The sequence below is a fragment of the Bdellovibrio sp. SKB1291214 genome (assembly GCF_002209355.2).
In the GTDB taxonomy this organism is placed as follows: Bacteria; Bdellovibrionota; Bdellovibrionia; order Bdellovibrionales; family Bdellovibrionaceae; genus Bdellovibrio.
In genome coordinates, this window is record NZ_CP106855.1 from 2,142,569 (window position 1) to 2,159,088 (window position 16,520).

17 protein-coding genes are annotated in these 16,520 nt (G+C 46.4%); 9 read left to right on the forward strand and 8 right to left on the reverse strand.

Going from position 1 to position 16,520, the window contains the following annotated elements; all coding sequences use genetic code 11:
* Positions 1-78: 78 nt before the first annotated feature.
* A complete protein-coding gene (locus B9G69_RS10640) occupies positions 79-1,935 on the forward strand; it encodes an amylovoran biosynthesis protein AmsF (RefSeq protein ID WP_088613990.1) in 1,857 nt (618 codons plus the stop codon).
* Here B9G69_RS10640 and B9G69_RS10645 read toward each other — a convergent pair.
* Positions 1,889-2,467, reverse strand: coding sequence for a tRNA-uridine aminocarboxypropyltransferase (locus B9G69_RS10645; protein ID WP_265437732.1), 579 nt, complete (start codon positions 2,465-2,467; stop codon positions 1,889-1,891). The two genes, B9G69_RS10640 and B9G69_RS10645, sit on opposite strands and share 47 nt — an antisense overlap.
* A 212-nt stretch (positions 2,468-2,679) precedes the next feature.
* Between B9G69_RS10645 and hutU the strand changes: the two genes are divergently transcribed.
* The 5 genes from hutU (at position 2,680) to B9G69_RS10670 (ending at position 8,211) form a co-directional block, all read left to right on the forward strand.
* The gene (gene hutU / locus B9G69_RS10650; protein ID WP_088613992.1) at positions 2,680-4,326 is read left to right on the forward strand and encodes a urocanate hydratase; all 1,647 of its coding nucleotides are present in this window, start codon (positions 2,680-2,682) and stop codon (positions 4,324-4,326) included.
* 209 nt (positions 4,327-4,535) lie between these two features.
* The gene (locus B9G69_RS10655; RefSeq protein WP_416220937.1) at positions 4,536-5,522 is read left to right on the forward strand and encodes an ABC transporter substrate-binding protein; all 987 of its coding nucleotides are present in this window, start codon (positions 4,536-4,538) and stop codon (positions 5,520-5,522) included.
* An 8-nt stretch (positions 5,523-5,530) separates the two neighbouring features.
* Positions 5,531-6,358, forward strand: coding sequence for an ABC transporter permease (locus B9G69_RS10660; protein ID WP_088613994.1), 828 nt, complete (start codon positions 5,531-5,533; stop codon positions 6,356-6,358).
* Positions 6,358-7,167, forward strand: coding sequence for an ABC transporter ATP-binding protein (locus tag B9G69_RS10665; RefSeq protein ID WP_088613995.1), 810 nt, complete (start codon positions 6,358-6,360; stop codon positions 7,165-7,167). The genes B9G69_RS10660 and B9G69_RS10665 overlap by 1 nt, the downstream gene beginning before the upstream one ends.
* Entirely contained in the window at positions 7,168-8,211 is a 1,044-nt protein-coding gene (locus tag B9G69_RS10670) for a methyltransferase (protein WP_088613996.1), read from the forward strand.
* Between the two features lie 58 nt (positions 8,212-8,269).
* On the opposite strand, the gene B9G69_RS10675 is transcribed toward B9G69_RS10670, so the two are convergent.
* Together B9G69_RS10675 and B9G69_RS10680 are read right to left on the reverse strand one after the other, a co-directional pair.
* On the reverse strand, positions 8,270-8,962 hold the full coding sequence (locus B9G69_RS10675; RefSeq protein WP_088613997.1) for a hypothetical protein: 693 nt from the start codon (positions 8,960-8,962) through the stop codon (positions 8,270-8,272).
* An 8-nt stretch (positions 8,963-8,970) separates the two neighbouring features.
* Positions 8,971-10,275, reverse strand: coding sequence for a hypothetical protein (locus B9G69_RS10680; RefSeq protein WP_088613998.1), 1,305 nt, complete (start codon positions 10,273-10,275; stop codon positions 8,971-8,973).
* A 203-nt stretch (positions 10,276-10,478) separates the two neighbouring features.
* Here B9G69_RS10680 and B9G69_RS10685 point away from each other — a divergent pair, with 203 nt between their 5' ends.
* The 3 genes from B9G69_RS10685 (at position 10,479) to B9G69_RS10695 (ending at position 12,629) form a co-directional block, all read left to right on the forward strand.
* Positions 10,479-10,907 (forward strand): hypothetical protein, encoded by a 429-nt coding sequence (locus B9G69_RS10685; protein ID WP_254916708.1) that lies wholly within the window; start codon positions 10,479-10,481, stop codon positions 10,905-10,907.
* A gap of 77 nt (positions 10,908-10,984) precedes the next feature.
* Entirely contained in the window at positions 10,985-11,425 is a 441-nt protein-coding gene (locus B9G69_RS10690) for a hypothetical protein (RefSeq protein ID WP_088613999.1), read from the forward strand.
* A 130-nt stretch (positions 11,426-11,555) separates the two neighbouring features.
* Entirely contained in the window at positions 11,556-12,629 is a 1,074-nt protein-coding gene (locus B9G69_RS10695; protein ID WP_088614000.1) for an ATP-grasp domain-containing protein, read from the forward strand.
* Here B9G69_RS10695 and B9G69_RS10700 read toward each other — a convergent pair.
* The 5 genes from B9G69_RS10700 to lpdA all read right to left on the reverse strand — a co-directional run bounded on the left by B9G69_RS10700 (position 12,601) and on the right by lpdA (position 16,340).
* Entirely contained in the window at positions 12,601-12,873 is a 273-nt protein-coding gene (locus B9G69_RS10700; protein ID WP_088614001.1) for a hypothetical protein, read from the reverse strand. The genes B9G69_RS10695 and B9G69_RS10700 overlap by 29 nt on opposite strands.
* Before the next feature lie 134 nt (positions 12,874-13,007).
* On the reverse strand, positions 13,008-13,460 hold the full coding sequence (locus B9G69_RS10705; RefSeq protein ID WP_088614002.1) for a hypothetical protein: 453 nt from the start codon (positions 13,458-13,460) through the stop codon (positions 13,008-13,010).
* Positions 13,461-13,549: 89 nt separating this feature from the next.
* Positions 13,550-13,837: a helix-turn-helix domain-containing protein gene (locus tag B9G69_RS10710; RefSeq protein ID WP_176400876.1), complete on the reverse strand. Its 288-nt coding sequence runs from the start codon at positions 13,835-13,837 to the stop codon at positions 13,550-13,552.
* Between the two features lie 145 nt (positions 13,838-13,982).
* Positions 13,983-14,834: a radical SAM/SPASM domain-containing protein gene (locus B9G69_RS10715; RefSeq protein ID WP_088614004.1), complete on the reverse strand. Its 852-nt coding sequence runs from the start codon at positions 14,832-14,834 to the stop codon at positions 13,983-13,985.
* A 96-nt stretch (positions 14,835-14,930) separates the two neighbouring features.
* Positions 14,931-16,340 carry a dihydrolipoyl dehydrogenase gene (lpdA, locus tag B9G69_RS10720; protein WP_088614005.1) on the reverse strand — a complete coding sequence of 470 codons (1,410 nt, stop codon included), beginning with the start codon at positions 16,338-16,340 and terminating at the stop codon, positions 14,931-14,933.
* Positions 16,341-16,520 lie beyond the last annotated feature (180 nt).

Consider the following 16,520-nt stretch of genomic DNA (forward strand, 5'->3'; position numbering starts at 1 on the left):
TGATGAGGTCGTATGATATCTCGAAGATATCAAGCATGGCTGTATGCAGTCTCATTTCAATTCATACAAGGATGATTTATGAAAAGAAGACAAGTCTTGCAGTCCGCAGCCTCCTCTTTGGTAACCGTTCTGTCAGTCAGTACTGTTTCTAGATATGCCGAAGCAAGTGAACCACACGCTTCGAAAGCTCTTGTTCCTTCCAATGTGTCGGCAAGTGCCTCTCAGGGAGAAGTAGCCTCTGTAGAAGAGTTGCGTAAAACACGCCCTACATCTTCTGGTATTACGATTAAATTAAGAAGCTGGCACAAGGGGCTGGATGTGGGTGGTGGTGAGTTTGTCGGTTCCTTGGCAAGTGGGAAAGATGATGGGGGAGTGGTCTTTGCTGGCAGTGGTTTTGCATGGCGTCGTGTGGTGGATGATTTTAATAGTCTGAATATTTTTGATTTTGGTGCAATCGCCGATGGGAAAACCGATGCGGCGGCTGCAATCATGGCGATGTATCAATGGTCAAAAAGCAACAATCCGGCAATTGGCGTTCAGTTTCCTGCGGGTACTTTCTATGTGTCTGCTTGTGACTTTGGAACGCAAGAGCAGTCGTTGTTTCGGTTGTCGGGAGCGATGGTAAATTTCGGCTATTTCCCAGCGACAACACTGGTATCGAATGGTGCTTCCAAATTCTTGTTTCAGGTCAACGCACGCAGGACCGAGATTGCCAATTTAGTCTTTAACGGCAGAGCCAGCAGCACGCCCAATCAACAAGGTTTTTTTAATAATACTTGTATCGGGGGGCAATTTTTCCGAGGCGCCTGTTTGCGCTTTACCCAAGTCGGAGGGGTTTCTTTAAGTCTTGTTGATACGATAGATTGTAAAATCGATCAATGGTACGCCAGCGGCTGCCTGGGAGATGTGATTAAAGCCACTTGGTCAGGACGAGAAGCGGGAAGTTGGGATCACAGCACTGCGATTGAGCTATCCAACTTCAATGCTCAAAACTGCAGAGGCGGAAAAGTTCTAAACTTGCCTCGTTGTACTCAATCGCTCATTTATAACGGGTGGATTGAGCACTCAGATTATCCGGGGGATATCTCCAACGGCCAATGGATTATCGATGCCTTAAGTCTTGAAGATTGTAAGAATCCGTTGATCGCGCACTACTCGCGAATGAATGCGCGTCAGATTAATTTGCAATCCGGCAGTTCGATCGACAATTCCCAGCAGGGTGATAGCTGGCTTAGTATTTGGGAGATAGGTTCCTCTAGGATTGAGTCCTTTGGTGCGGCCATTGATGGCAGTCTAAAATACGGCCACCTTACTTCGCGTTTTAGATTGAGTAACAATGTCAATCAAGCGACGTGGTTTGAGTTAGGTAATTTCTATTCACCTTCCGTCGGGGACAGTTGGGAAATCGAAGTTTTTGGTCAAGCGCAGTATACCAGCGGAACCAACAGTGAACCATTGATGAATCTGATCGGTGGAAGAAACACTGCCGGGCGCGCAATCATTAATTTACAACGCAAAACCGATAATGCGGAAGCAAGTTGGTCCGCAGAAGGAAGTGCTCCCGTAGTGGAAGTTCGACTTGAACCCCGGTCTGCCACAGATACCAGAGTCTTCGTTAAGCTCGCGAGCTGGACACCATCGGTTGTCGTGTTATTGAAAAGCAACGGGAAGGATCGTTTTCTGGCGGGTCAATGCACACGTGTCGACGCCGTCATGGCAGTGGGGACTCCCGCGAATAACAGTGAAGTGGCTCCTCAGCGCTTTAGCTTGCACAATGGGAAAGCCGGAATTGGTGGTAATGAGCAGGGTGATTTGTTGGTTGCAACGCGGCTTCTGAATACTTCACAGGTCGACACGAGCAAACCCAAAGGGTATGTGTCTGTCGTGATTAACGGTCAAGCCTCTGCTGTGCCTTATTATGGTCTGAAGGCATGAGGTTTTCAAGCTTGATACCGCGACCTTGAAGTGTGCCTTCGAGTTTTGCGCGATATAATTTCATTAAGGATTCTTTGGGGGCGTCACCTTCAATGACGCCGATTGCCTCGGCAATGGCCTGCAAAGTTGCCATGCCTTCGGCCGTATTTTCTGCACGCATGTGCACAGGGGACTGATTTGGAGTTTTGATCATCACTCGCGGAACGTCTTTCAGTTCACGATGGCGATAATGAACTTTGCTGGCTTGGCGCCAATTTCCGTCTGGGACAATTAATTGAATCGGGCGTGGATCTTGGGCGACGAACTCTGGCGTCAATTCCTTGGCGTCATCTGAGGGGTAAAACATGACGGTGCGATATTGGGGTGTCAGTAAGTCGCTTAAGTCCACTGCGTTCTGATCGGCTCCACGGATACGCATTTCGCTGTTCAGCAGGGCTTGTATCGCCAGTCTGCCGGTGTTGGTGGTGCGTTTTAATTCTTTGGCATGAACCACCAAGCACAAGCGTGTTTTTAGATTCAATTTTGGGATCAAGGCACAGACACAGCGGCTTTTATTTAAAAAGCAAACGGGGCAGGGGTCTTTGGTTTTTCTTTTGCGATCCGGAGTCATGGCGTATGTCTATCGCGTCGCTTAGGACAGTCAATTGATCCTTCCTTGCCGCGCCGCACCTCCGAGAGGTACGGCGTACCTTTCGGGCTTATTCTTTGCTAGGTTCGAGCTCTTCGTAATTCAAAGGAGAGCATATGTCTCGCGTCGTTAAAGCCCCAACGGGTAATAAGATGGTTTGTAAAGGCTGGCTTCAAGAAGCCGCTTACCGCATGATTCAAAACAATTTGGATCCTTCAATTGCTGAACATCCAGAAAACCTGGTGGTCTATGGTGGTATCGGTAAAGCGGCACGTAACTGGGAATGCTTCGACAAAATTCTGGAAGCCCTTAAAGAGTTAGAAAACGACGAAACACTTTTAGTGCAGTCTGGTAAGCCGATCGGCATTTTGAAAACTCACGAAGATGCTCCTCGTGTTTTGCTTGCGAATTCAAACCTTGTTCCTAAGTGGTCTACTTGGGAAGTCTTTAACGAATTGGATAAAAAGGGTTTGATGATGTACGGCCAAATGACGGCGGGTTCTTGGATTTATATCGGAACTCAAGGAATCATCCAAGGTACTTATGAGTCGTTTGTGGAAGCGGGTCGCCAGTACTTCAATGGCGATTTAAAAGGCCGCGTTATCTTGACTGCTGGGTTGGGCGGTATGGGTGGAGCACAACCGCTTGCAGGTGTGTTTGCTGGTGCTTGCGTTCTGGCGGTTGAAATTGATCCGACTCGTATTCAAAAACGTCTTGAAACAAAATACATTGATGAAGTTGCAACTGACATCGATGATGCAATTGCTCGTATTAAAAAATACACAGCCGCGGGCGAGGCGAAATCCGTGGCTCTTCTTGGTAACATGGCAACAGTCATTCACCAATTGATCGACAAGGGTTTCACGCCAGATCTTTTGACAGACCAAACTTCAGCCCATGATCCATTGGTGGGTTATATCCCTGAAGGTTACACGGTCGACACAGCAAAAACTTTCCGCGAGAAAGATCAAACGGCTTACTTGAAAGCAGCTTACGATTCTATGGCAAAACACGTTCGTGGTATGCTTGCGATGAAAGACAAGGGTGCTGTGACTTTTGATTACGGCAATAACTTGCGTGCACGTGCTCAAGAAGCGGGTGTTGAAAATGCATTTGATTACCCAGGATTTGTTCCTGCGTTCATTCGTCCATTGTTCTGCAAAGGCTCTGGTCCATTCCGTTGGGTGGCACTTTCTGGTGACCCCGCTGATATCAAAGTGACAGACGATGCGATGAGAAAACTTTTCCCTCATAAAAAAGATCTTTTGCGTTGGTTGGACATGGCTGAAGAGCGTATTGCCTTCCAAGGCTTGCCAGCGCGTATTTGCTGGTTGGAGTACGGCGAGCGTGCGAAAGCGGGTGCTATGCTGAACCAACTTGTGAAAGAAGGAAAAGTAAAAGCCCCGATCGTTATCGGTCGTGATCATTTGGATTGCGGTTCTGTGGCTTCACCAAATCGTGAAACAGAAGCGATGAAAGACGGCTCGGATGCAGTCAGTGACTGGGCGTTGCTAAATGCGATGGTAAACACGGCGTGTGGTGCTACATGGGTAAGCCTGCATCACGGTGGCGGTGTGGGCATGGGTTATAGTCAACACGCAGGCCAGGTGATCGTGGCTGACGGGACGGAAAAAGCCGCAGCACGCCTGGAAAGAGTGCTAACTGCCGACCCAGCAATGGGTGTCTTCAGACACTTGGATGCGGGATATGACCTTGCAAAACAAACCGCGCAAGAGCGTGGCGTGAACAGCTGCTGGTTGTAATCACTGCTCAACATAATACTTCAAAAATCTTGTTAGTTAACTGGCCGAAGTGTTCGATCACTTCGGCCTTTTTTCTCATATTAGCAATGTCTCTGATTGATAAATTCACTCTGAAAGGAAAGCTGCTTAATCTCAGCTAAATCAAGTTTGCATTCTTTTGCCATAGGGCAGACCATTAAGTGATGGTCCAAAACCTGGAGGTCTTCATGATGTCTCACAAGATTATTTTCAGCACGATTCTGGCTTCACTTTCCTTGGCACCTTTAAGCTTTGCCAATGCGGCCCCTGATGTAGTTCGCGTGGGCAATTTGAAATTCGCGCATTATGGTGCCATCAGCTACATGCAGGAACACTGCAGTAAGTATAATCTCAAAGTTCAAGAGCGTGTGTTCGCCAAAGGTATCGATATTATGCCAGCAATTATCGCGGGCGAAATCGACGTGGCTGCAAGTGCGGCGGATGCGGCGATTGCAGGTCGCGCATCGAAAGTTCCAATCTACGCGGTGGCGGGTTTTGCTGAAGGTGGCGCTCGTATTGTCGTAGGTAAAGATTCAAATATTAAATCGGTTAAAGAGTTCAAAGGTAAAAAAGTTGGCGTTGCTCGTGGCGGTGCTCAAGAATTGCTTTTATTAGCAGAGCTTTCCAAAAATGGTCTGACTTGGTCTGATAAACCAGGCAAAGACGTCACCATCGTTTACATGGCCTTTGCGGATTTGAATCAAGCCCTGGCAGCAAAACAGATCGACGCTATGGCACAAAGTGAACCGCAATCTTCACAAGCGATTAACAAAGGCTGGGGAACGGAGTTGTTAAAACCCTATGACACGGAAATGGGAAAACCGATTCGTACTCTTGTCATGACAGAAAAAATGTATAACGAGAAAAAACCCATCGCAGAAAGATTCATTAAATGTTTCGTGGAAGCCACTCAGCTTTTCATGGATAAACCAGATGTGGCGGAAAAATTCGTGATCGAAAAAATGTTTAAAGGGCAAATCACGTCCCAAGATTTTAAAGACGCTATCGGAAATTCTCCATACGTTTATCACTTAACTGCGGAGCACATCCAAATCACGACAGACTTTATGCAAAAATATGGTGTGGGTAAAATGCAAACTCCACCGAAAGCAACAGACTGGGTAAAACTAGATTTATTAGAAGAAGCTAAAAAATCGTTGGGTGTAACGGGTAAATAGGGGCTTTGATGGCTAAGGCTAAAAATGATTTTCTTTCACGAATCAAAGGTATCTGGGTTCCTCTTTTATTCTTAGCAATTTGGGAGGGAGTCGTCCGCATCGGGTGGGTGAACCCCCAAGTTTTACCTGCGCCATCAGCGGTTCTCGTCAGATGGTATCAGTACCTCATGCCACAAGAAGCCTATGATCCTGCATCGGGCATGTCGAAGCTTACTTGGGCCTTTTCTGGAGAGCTTGTTCACGATTTGTGGGCAAGCTTTTACCGTGTGGTTTTAGGATGTTTCATCGGGGGAGTGTTGGCCTTGCCCATTGGTCTATTGATGGGGCAAAGCCGCAGAGTTTATGATTATCTAAATCCTCTGGTGCAAGTACTTCGTCCGATTCCACCGATTGCTTATATTCCGCTCGCGATCTTGTGGTTTGGTTTGGGAAATCCTCCCGCAGTGTTCTTGATTGCCCTGGGTGCATTCTTTCCAATCTTAATGAATACCATTGTTGGCGTCAGAGCGGTTGATTCTATCTATATCCGTGCAGCTCAAAACATGGGGGCAGGATCTTTCCTTATGTTCAGAAAAGTCATCGTTCCAGCGGCGATGCCTTATATCTTGAGTGGTATCCGCATTGGTATCGGAACAGGTTTCATCTGTATGATCGTTGCAGAAATGATCGCGGTGAATAGTGGACTTGGTTATCGTATCTTGGAAGCGCGGGAATATTTCTGGTCTGATAAAATTATCGCAGGGATGTTTTCGATCGGTCTTTTGGGACTCGCGATTGATACCGTGGTCGATAAATTGAATAACTATTTGTTACGTTGGCACCGAGGTCTTGAATAATGGCAAATACAGAAACTCAAATCAAAGTTCAAGGTGTCGATAAAATCTTCGTCGGTGGCGAAGAAGGTAAAGACGTTATTGCTCTGAAAGACATCAATCTGGAAATCCCGCGCGGGCAATTCCTGTGTCTGTTGGGACCTTCTGGTTGCGGCAAAAGTACTTTACTAAATGCGATTGCAGGATTTTCTTTACCCACCAACGGACAAGTTCTGGTGGAAGGTAAAGAGATCGAAGAACCCGGTCCCGATCGCGGCATGGTTTTTCAGGAGTACGCTTTATTTCCGTGGATGTCGGTTGAAGACAACATCGTCTTCGGACTAAGAATTAAAAAAGCTCCCGAAGAACAAATTCAAAAAACCTTAGAATCACTGCTTGAAAAACTGAAGCTCACAGAGTTCCGCAAACGTTATCCTAAGGACCTATCAGGTGGTATGCGCCAACGTGTGGCTATTGCGCGCGTGTTGGCATTTGATCCACCGATCATGTTGATGGATGAGCCTTTCGGTGCACTGGATGCATTGACTCGCAGAAGCTTGCAAGACGAGCTGATCAAGCTGTGGCAAGAAACTAAAAAAACCGTCGTATTCGTAACTCACAGTATGGAAGAAGCGATTTATTTGGCGGACCGTATTGTAGTTATGACCTACCGACCAGGCACTGTGAAAAAAGACCTGATAGTCGATTTGCCTCGTCCAAGAAATCCAGCGGCTAATGATTTCAATGCCCTTAAGCGCGAAATCAGCGACATGGTTATGGCGGAGCAAAACCGATTCCAGAATGCCCAACTCCGCGGCTCTACAGGGGACTAGTTGGCAAGTGGCACGGATTCATCTGTTGCCACACAAGAGGACTTCAATTTCGGATGTGAACGAGTTGAAGTTAATGACAGCGAATTTTCCGGTGGCTATCGTCGTAATATCATGGACTCATCAGTCACTATTTCTTCAATTGTAGAAGTTGGCAGCTTTTTAAAAGAGCATCACTATCACTTTACGGCTGTGACACCCGAGTCTCATCGCCGAGTCCTTGCGCGGAACTGTCATTTTAATACAATGAAATCCACTGACATCTATCGCCATTTTTTTGGCTGGAATCGAGCGGTGCCTTCGGCTTTGATTGCTCCCCAAGTGTTAAAGCCTTTAAAGGCAGCGAATTTAATTGTAGCGGATGGCCCGGCGGTCAAAAGTTTGGTTCGCTTTGCCACCTTGGATGACAAAATTTTTGCTCATTCGGGTTTTCCCACAGATGATGAACAGTCCGTTTTCTTTGGACCAGATTCCTATCGCTTCATCAACTTTCTAAAGCAAAGTGCACTGAATGCTCGCCGAGTATTGGATGTCGGCTGCGGTTCGGGAGTTGGAGCATTGGCTTTTTCGGCTCACTCCGGATTAAAAGGACTTTGTGATATCAATGACAGGGCTTTATCTTATTCCAAGGCAAACGCTGTCCTTAATTCGTGTCAGAACGTGGAAGTGTTCCAGTCGGATATTTTAAAAAATGTCCCTGAAGGATTCGATCTGCTGATTGCGAATCCGCCGTTCATTATGGATTCGCGCAAGCGTCAGTATCGTCATGGTGGCAATCATTGTGGCTCCGAAATGTCTTTGAAAATAATTGATCAGGCCATGAGCTATTTGCAACCAGGCGGTCGTTTAGCGATGTATACGGGCAGTTGCATCGTCGCAGGAGAAGACACATTTTTAAAACTGTGCAAAGAGCTGGTGCCAAGAAATGGTTTCAACCTGAGCTATCAAGAAATAGATCCCGATATTTTCGGTGAGGAATTGTCTCAAGCCTCGTACAGCCATGTAGATAGAATCGCAGCGGTTGGTTTGGTTTTAGAGAAGGTATAGTAACGAAAAAGGGAGCTCTTACGCTCCCTTCTAAAATCCATTTTCAATTATCATGGGGCTACTGCCCACACTGGCAGTCTGTATACAGGCAAGAAAGAACTTTGCCGTGGTTGTTGAATTGGAACTGAAAGACTTTGTTGTCGTGCATTTCCAAGCTCACGGATGAATCGTCTTTCAGTTTTAGATCCATCTTTTTCTCTGCCTTTGTGACTTTTCCTGTCGCCAAAAGTTTTTCCACCGTATCGTCAGCTTTCAACGGAAGTTCTTCTGGAAGGTCTTGAGCGTCCAATTTATAGAACTTCACAGTTTTTTTATTTTTAGAATTCGTGTTATCAGCACCAATCACATGGATGCGACGTTTTGAACCATCTGCTGAATCCAGGTGATAGTTTTCAAGTGTCGTCTCTTCGGATTTAACGCCCAAGCTTTTGCGCAAATACTCCATCAAGGCTTCCGGTGTTGCCACCGCTTGAGCTGCGATTTCGGGAGCACAAGCCTTCAGTGAGTCATTGAAAGTATCTTTGCCAGTATTCACTGCGGGAGCAACGCCTGCCTCGCCATGCAGAGTGCTGTCCATGTGAGTCGCTGTGGCCATTGCGCCTGGTGACGGTTGTTGTTCCGTCACGGCACCGTTTAAGATGTCTTGTTTTTTGGGAAAAAGAATATGCAGGAAGTAATAGTCAGCGGCCACACCCAGTACGAAAAGTACAACAGCCCACATAAACCAATGCTTAAATTTAATCTCTTTCATAGTTCCTTTTAATCCTGTTTCAGATTCGGAACCCAAACATCCCACGATTGACAGCTTCTTGCACGCTGCGAAGGTCCACGAAGGTGACCCCAGCGGTATTGCGCATCGTCCATAGGATTATTGGAAATCATGCCCGCAAACAGTCGACGTTTAAACTCAGCCAAGTCCATGTACTGTCCCGGCAAGTACTCAGTAGTACAAACGGACAACCCATCAACACTGACTGGAGCCATTTTGCGAGTCTCGCTAACCATGCTTTCTTCGATGTACGGGAAGATTTTGTTTAAACGGACTCGCAAATCTAAGCTCAAGTCTGCCGCATTGTTGGCAACCATATCGCGATAAGTTTTTCGTAATGTCACATAATCATCAAACACGCGTTGGTCACGGCTTGGGGTTGAATAGGTGTCATAGTCTGCGTACTTCATACAACCGCGAGTTGATTTCAAAGCACGCAAACCATCATTCACAGCATGCACGCGACCCTGTAAACCCTGGCACGTTACTTTCAACAGGCGGGTCATCATTTGCTCGTCTGTTTCATTGCGCAAAGCCAAACGACTTTGGGCATACTTCACCCAACGTTTCAAAGGAACTTTATATTGTTCTTCACTATATCCAGGAACTTTCCAAACCGGTTGATTTAAATACTCCGCAGGTCTCCAGTAGCGGAAACCAGCGCCACCGGCTGCAGTTTGATCCCCCTCAAAAACCCATTCAGGATTTGGCCAAGATTGTCGTTCTTGCAACATAGAACCAGAAGTACGACCCACCGTGGAGTTGTACACCAAGTGCGGAACACCGATTGGAAGCATTTCTTTAATGGTCCAAGAGTGATGATTCACAGCTGTTGTTAGGATTAAAGATCCGGCACGAACAGTGTTGCGCGAAATCGCAATAGGAAAGGTGTCGTTCGCAACCGATTTTGTGCTGACCATATCATAGATATACAGCAAAAAGTTTTTAACACGGGTTTCTTCGTTAAGACGATCAAACCGTTTCATTTGATTGGAAATAGTTTTGCCGTAAGCCGTCGGGTCTTGAATGACGAAGGGTAATTTATTTTCGTAAGCAAAGATCAAGCGCATTGAATAAACAGTGTCAGCGCAGTCCGTGCGCAGACCATAATAAGGATTGCTCTGACCATTCGGAAGTTTTTTGCGGGCGAAAAAATCAATTTGCCAGTTATTTTGAACCCACTCGGAAAAGCGGTCTTCCCAAGCTGGTGACCAAGAATTTACATCTGTCCACACGGCCGCGTGGGCAAAATTAAATGAGAGCAGAACCACAAGAAGCAAAATCAAACGTTGCATAACGACTCCATCAATTACACATGGGAAACGCTACCTTGCGGATTTTTAAGACTCAAACAAAATGCTCTGCGGCCAAAGCCCATTTTCCCTAGCGGTGACGTGTCATAAAACTCGGGCGAGTGCGTATTGAATTTCATTTGCCGAGTCATAAAATAAAGAGGTCAGCAATCCTGGGGTTGCGACAACTTCTGAAGGAGTTAACTATGAAAAACTTGAAGTGGTTCTTAGGTCTTGTGTTCCTTGTGGGGACGGCAAACGCGGCCATTCGAGAAATTCCTGTGAACAGTGGCCGCAGTATTCGCGCACAAATTGATACGTACGCAGAGCTTTTGCAAAAGGAGCTCGATATGGCCAAAAACAACAAGGAGCGCTTCAGAGCCATCCGACGCGTCACTGACGAAATAAAAGTCGTCCGTGAAAATAATATGCCTCAGTCTGCAGCTGACGAAGCCTACATGGACTTAATGTTAACGGTTTTTGAGTCGGTGCCTACCGAGAAGAACTTCAAAAAAAGCGACTGTTCCCGCTATGAGTACGAGATCTTGAACCAATATGAGCCCACGGCTGAAATGGAGCCGGTAGAGCCTGCTGTGAAGCCCGGTTGGAATGCCATCTCTTCACTCTGTAGATAATGCCTGTTGTGATTTGCGCTCAAATCCTGTAGTTCCTTGGGGGGCTTACTTACTAACCGATAACTGGGGGATTTAGAGTGAAAAAGATCGTACTGATGATCGCAATGATGGTTTCTTCTTCAGCGTTCGCAAACACACCAGAATTCGTTGATGGCTTGGTGTACGTGATCAATCAGCAATTGGCTGTGGTCAACAAACAGCGCGCGCAAGATGGCGAAAAGCTTTATTGTACTGAGTTGGATGGCAAGCAAGCGACTTTGATCGCCTCTTACTTCCGTAACAAAAAAGCGAATGCTTGGTTAACATTGGATTCCGTGAATGCAAGCCGATTCATCGACCTAGCGGGTGCTAATCTTTCATGCTTTCCAAAACCTTGCAAAAACTACGACGATTTGGTTCACGGCATCTGCAACATGAAATCCTATAAAATGGACCGCCTTCTTTTAAGATCCGCACTTGAGCAAATCAAAGGTGGCAAGGTCTATATCAACGACACGATGGCGGACATCGCAAAATAAATCTTCAAAGGTACGGACTTACTTTGTCCATTATCTAGAAAGTTAATCAAGGGTTCCTATGGGAACCCTTTTTTATTGAATCTTGTTTGCCGTCTTGCCGTGCCTTCTTTGAAGGCGCTAGAATTTCAATATGAACAAAATTGCCGTGTTTTTTCAAAGCGAAGCTCCACCTGTGGTCGATGGAATTAAAAAACCGTTTAAGCCCGGAGGCTATAGTGACAGTGGGGCAGACATTGCCTTCACTCTAAAAAAACAGGGTCATGAGGTTGTGGTGCCAGTGCCTGCGCCTCACGCCGAGGCCGATATGGACTGGGTGTTTCCAGATACTCTGCAAGGTTTCGCCAAGGCCTATGAAGCAGGGGCACGAATTTTTTGGCTGAACACTGTACTGTATGTGGGACATCCCGTTGAAAAATTAAAATATCCTGACGTTCGATTTGTGGGACAGTTGCCATCTGATGTGCAGACGTTCGACGATAAATTTGCGACAAATAAGTTTTTAAAACAGCGCAAACTTCCGGTCGCTTCTTCAGATATGGTGAGGCTCTCCGATTGGAAGATGATTGATTTTAGCTCTCCAAAGGTGATCAAGCCCATTCGTGGGCGTGGCAGTCAGGGTGTCGAAATCGTACAAGACGCAACGGGGATGAGTGCCTTGGTAGATCGCTGGAGAGCCTCGGGTGAATTCGGCGACGCTGTCATGGTCGAAGAATATCTGACGGGCCAAGAGATTACGATCACTGTCATGCCGCCGGGTTCCTACAATATTGACGGCAAGGTTGTGCAAAAGGATCTTGCTTGGGCATTGCCTCCGGTTAAGCGCTTTAATCATCAGAATGGAATCGCACCCTATAATGGTGTTGTTGCCGTCACTGCGAACAGCACTTTGTTAACCGAGCAAGAAGCCGCAACCCCTGCAGTACGAGCCGCTATGGCCGCCTGTGAACGGGCAGGAACGCTGATTGAAAACCGCGCACTGATTCGCATAGATTGTCGTCAGAATCGTGCCGGGGAGTATTTGCTTTTCGATTTAAATATGAAACCCAATATGACGGGGAGTGGACGACCTGGCAGAGATGACCAAGACAGTTTGTCTGGAATCGCCGCCCGTGGCATTGGTTGGGATTACAAAGACTTGTTAGAGGCGATGCTTTCCCAATCCTGGCAGGGAATTATTAATAGCCAAGGATATCTACGTAAGTAATACCTTTAGCAACACTCGAAGAAACTTTAGCGCGTTGGCCTTTGATTTGGATTCTGCCATCCAAGAACAACTGTTTGAACGTTGTGCGAGTGATGTTGAACAGATTCAAATTTTCTTTTTGATTTCTAAGAGCATTCAAAAGAACCACATCCAAACGTTTCGCTGAACGGTGAAGTTCGATCGTCACGCGGAATGATTTAGGTGGTTGTGGGGGAACGTGATTTACGCCTTGATATGGTTCCATGGATTCTCCGAATTTAATAAGGCCGGAGATTGCCACGGGAGGGACGCATTTGTCCATTTTCTTTGAGATTTAGGGCCCTTATGGGGTAAGAGCCCTAAAAAAATGCCATGAAAAGGGCTGAACTCGAACGTAACTTATTTGCCGTTAGGGGCGTCAAACGAAGTTCTGCAAATAAACGTTAGTTTTTGGCCCGGTACCAAGCCCAATTGTTCTCGGACCTCGGCGTTTACGGCGGTCACCTTTGCGACTCTGACAGACAGCTCAACCCATCCTTCCCAACCGTCTTCGTTGTAAGAGCTTTTCTGGGTAATTTTGGATGAAAGCGTTTTTAAGGTCAAAATCGTATCCGAGCCATCACCATCGTTACCCATTGTAGCGCCGATAAAATTTACGAATGGCATCTTGTTAGGATCTTTCATTTCGAATTTTAATACATGGGGATTTGCTGGTCGGCTGTTCGCAATTGAAATCTTGATCTCGCTGTTGTTGAGTGTGTAGGCGATACAGTCATCATCGGCATAAAGATGGGCTGCCATTGCTGATTGTGAACCGATTAGAAGAGCCATAATAGCGATTACTAATTTCATAAATACTCCTGTTTGTTTTTTTAATTCGTTGTGTTCGTAAGGCAAAATAAGGGATCAACATTTAAATGGGTGAGAAAACTCTCGCATCGTTACGTTAGCAACGAACCTAGGTGGGAACGCAGTTCCCCAAGGGCCATCTCAACTTCTTCAAGTTTGATGAAAAGATCCGCGCGGTTAGGTTTTCTGCCTGTCAAAAGTTCAAACAAAGTGACGTCCAAGGCATGGGCAAGTTTTTCATAGGGCTCGCCCAAAATCTGACGGCCGTTTTCCCATTCACGATAAGTGGTCACGGGGATTCCCGCGAGGTCTGCGACTTGTTGAGCGGACATGTCTTTATCTGAGCGTAGTCTTTTAAGGCGCTTGCCTAATGTTTCCATAACGTTCTCCGTGAGAGACGTTTTAGTCGCCATGCTGCCATGTGTAAATTAGAATGATTCGATATGATCTATCGAAAAAATGGAATGTTACAAGGTGCCAGGTCCTATTTACGGGAGCAGTGCTCCCAGAAATAGGACCTGGCACCTATTGGAAACGAGTGATGTATTGGCAGCGTTGGCAGAGGTTTTCGACAAGTTTATTGTCTTTAAAGCCTTTTAAAATTTTTGAGGCGCGCTCTGAGCCCAAGATAGTTTCTACAGAGTTGTCTTTAATATTGCCAAGTGGAACCTTGCCTTCTTTGTCTAAGCAGCAAGGAACAAGAGTTCCATCTGCAAGAACGCCAAAGTGACTGGATAATCCATAACATGTGCCCTTGGTTCCAAGGAGGGGAAGTTCCACAGAAGGCCACGTGAACTCTGTATCAAAGTGTAAATACAAGCGGTCTTGAATGCGGATGCTTTTGTTTCTGCGTACGTCGATCGCTTCGTTGAAATTAAAGCCGAACTCGGCGCACACGCGATCCAGCATCGAGCGATTGTGCTCACCCGTTCCCAATGGAGCGTCTAAGTTCCACAGACGGTAATTCAAATACAAATCAGGACGCTCGGCCATTGCACGGCGAGTGTAGTTAAAGATTTTATTCAAATAAATCGTCGGATCTTTGTCGCCGTAATTGTCATGGAAACTGTGCAAAGAGAAATTCACCTGGCGCAAGATCGGATGAAGCAATAGGTCTTCTCGTGCGGAGTTCATCAAAACGCCGTTGGTAACTAGGAACACCGGCACTTGATGAGTCGCGCAGATATTAATGAACTCTGCCAATTTTGGATGAACCAAAGGGTCGCCCATTAAATGCAAAGTCACCTGGTCCGTCAGAGGGGCTACTTGCGAAACCACGCTCTCAAAGACTTCCAGGCTCATCATTTTTTTCTCGCGCTCCACAGGCGGACAAAAGCTACACTGCAGATTGCAGATGTTGCTGATCTCGATATTCACCTTGTTAAAGCGTTTTGTGCGTTTGATAGCGGTACCCTTAAAAACGAAAAAAGCCCCCGGAGTCTCAACCCCGGGGGCCCTGGATTTGCAGATCTCTTACATCTGACGAGCGCGTTTTTCAACAGCTAGAGCAGCTTCACGTACAACTTCAGATAAAGTAGGGTGGGCGTGGAAAGATCGTGCAAGATCTTCACTGCTGCCACCGAATTCCATACAGACGATCACTTCGTGGATAAGCTCAGAAACGCCAGGACCCACCATGTGAGCACCCAAAAGCTTATCTGTTTTCTTATCCGCGATGATTTTCACGAAACCTTCTGTGAAGCCTTTCGCGCGAGCACGGCCGTTCGCTAGGAACGGGAATTTACCCACGTTGATTTCAACGCCTTTTTCTTTGGCTTGTTCTTCTGTGATGCCCACTGTGGCAACTTCTGGGTGAGTATAAATAACGCCCGGAACTGTGTTGTAGTTTACGTGACCAGCGCCCCCAGCCAGCATTTCTGCCACTGCAACACCTTCTTCTTCCGCTTTGTGAGCAAGCATCGGACCCGCGATAACGTCACCGATTGCATACACACCTGGAACGGAAGTTTGATAGTGGCTATCCACGATCACGCGACCTTGTGGATCTTTTTGGATACCACAGTCTTCAAGGCCCAAGCCTGTCGTGAACGGTTTGCGACCTGTTGCAACTAGTACAACTTCGGCTTTTGTCGTTGTTGTTTTACCGTCTGTCAAAGATTCGTAAGTCAACTCAACGCCATCACCTACAACGTTGGAACCGGTAACTTTTGTCGAAAGAAGGAACTTCATACCTTCTTTTTCCAAGTTGCGTTTAAGTACATTCATGCAGTCTTGGTCAGTTGGACCGCCCAATCGGTTTGTGTACTCGATCACTGTGACTTCAGCACCAAGGCGTTGCCATACGGAACCCAACTCAAGACCGATCACACCACCACCAACAACGATCATTGTTTTTGGAACTTTAGGGATGATCAAGGCACCGGTGTTAGAGAGGATGCGTTTTTCGTCGTACTTCAAGAAGGGAAGTTCAACTGGAACGGAACCAGACGCAATCAAAATAGATTTCGTCGTGATCACTTCAGTTTTGCCGTCGTCAGATTTTACTTCGACTTTGCCAGCGCCTAAAATTTTACCGAAACCATTGATTCCTGTGATTTTATTTTTCTTAAACAAGAAAGCGATGCCTTCTGTGTTTTGTTTTACAACTTTGTCTTTACGAGCAAGCATTGTATCCAGATCAAGTTCCACTTTTGGAACTTTGATACCATGAGCAGCAAAGTCGTGTTGAGCCGCTGTGTAGTGCTCGGAACTTTCAAGAAGTGCTTTTGAAGGAATACAACCTACGTTTAAGCAAGTGCCGCCATAAGTTTTGTCTTTTTCAACGACAGCAACTTTAAGACCCAGTTGCGCCGCGCGAATGGCGCCGACATAACCACCGGGACCCGAACCAATAACAATAAGATCAAATTGAGCGTCTGCCATACGTAAATTCCTTTGATGTGCACAGAACAGAGTTTTTAATGACTCTATTTTTATACGCTATCTTAGCATGGAAGGTCACTTAGAATTCATGACACGCGTCATGATGGGCGTGTGAGAAAACAACGGATTATCAGGTACTTAGGGCTGGAATGAAACCAGGGCATTTCTAAGGTTCTGGAC